Consider the following 902-nt stretch of genomic DNA (forward strand, 5'->3'; position numbering starts at 1 on the left):
CTCCCACCCTCATTGGGCCCCGCGGCAATCCCACTGCACAACACGTGTGCCCCAGAACGACACCGATCACGGGATATGGATGCCTTTTCGGGACACGGATGTGCGAGCGCGAGATCCTGCTGCCGGGAAACGGGGCACGACCCAGAGTTGGCGCCCCAACCAGGTGCGCCACTCGACTGAGCGGGCGGGATCTCGGAGATCATCGAACACGATGATGCGAAGTTTCCACCCCAGATCTCGGAGCACCTCGTTGCGATACATCTCGTTCTTGTATGCGTGGTGGTTCTCGCTGTGCACCCGCCCGTTGAACTCAATGGCTGTCTTGTGTTCAGGCCACGCCAGGTCGAGCAGGCTGTAACCCAGGCGTGTGTCCACGCGAAAGTTCATAACGGGACACGGCAGGCCACACGCCAACAGCATCAACCGCGTCAAGGTCTCCATGGGAGAAAGCGTGGGAAATTGCGTGCTCTTCAATGCCGTGCGCACCGCGACGACCGCACGGGATGTCGGAGGCAGCGTCTCCAATGCCGAGTAGATGTCCGCCAGCGAGAGCGGCTCCCCACAGGATTGAGACGTCCACGCGGGTGTCGAGTCCACCGGCCTCAGATCACGATGCACCAGCAACGCATCCAGTGCGGCGGTGAGTGCCCAGCGGGACATCATGGGCGCGGGATGACACAGCGCCCGATCCGCCCATCGATAGTGGGGTCCGATCGGAATCCCAAGGACTTGTAGCGCGGTGATCCCCGTGATGCGGACGGACGATCCAGGGCTGTTGGGCCGCCCCCTTCATTCGGTCCGGTCGCTGTGCGAGTCGTCGGTTTCCGATTGATGGGTGCATTGCCGAGCGTAGTCGACGGGTGCGAGGTAGCCGAGCGATGAATGCCGGCGGTCGTGGTTGT

The 902-nt window shown here is 62.6% G+C and carries 1 protein-coding gene; it reads right to left on the reverse strand.

The features are described 5' to 3' along the window. Window positions 1-66 precede the first annotated feature (66 nt). Window positions 67-663, reverse strand: coding sequence for a hypothetical protein (locus tag J1M36_RS12565; RefSeq protein WP_206480066.1), 597 nt, complete (start codon window positions 661-663; stop codon window positions 67-69). Between the last annotated feature and the right edge of the window lie 239 nt (window positions 664-902).

Source organism: Kocuria sp. KRD140, assembly GCF_017168375.1.
Lineage (GTDB): Bacteria > Actinomycetota > Actinomycetes > Actinomycetales > Micrococcaceae > Kocuria > Kocuria marina.

Excerpts from the sequence above, each read along its gene's own strand:
- J1M36_RS12565 (WP_206480066.1), bottom strand. The coding sequence starts at position 663 with ATGATGTCCCGCTGGGCACTCACCGCCGCACTGGATGCGTTGCTGGTG.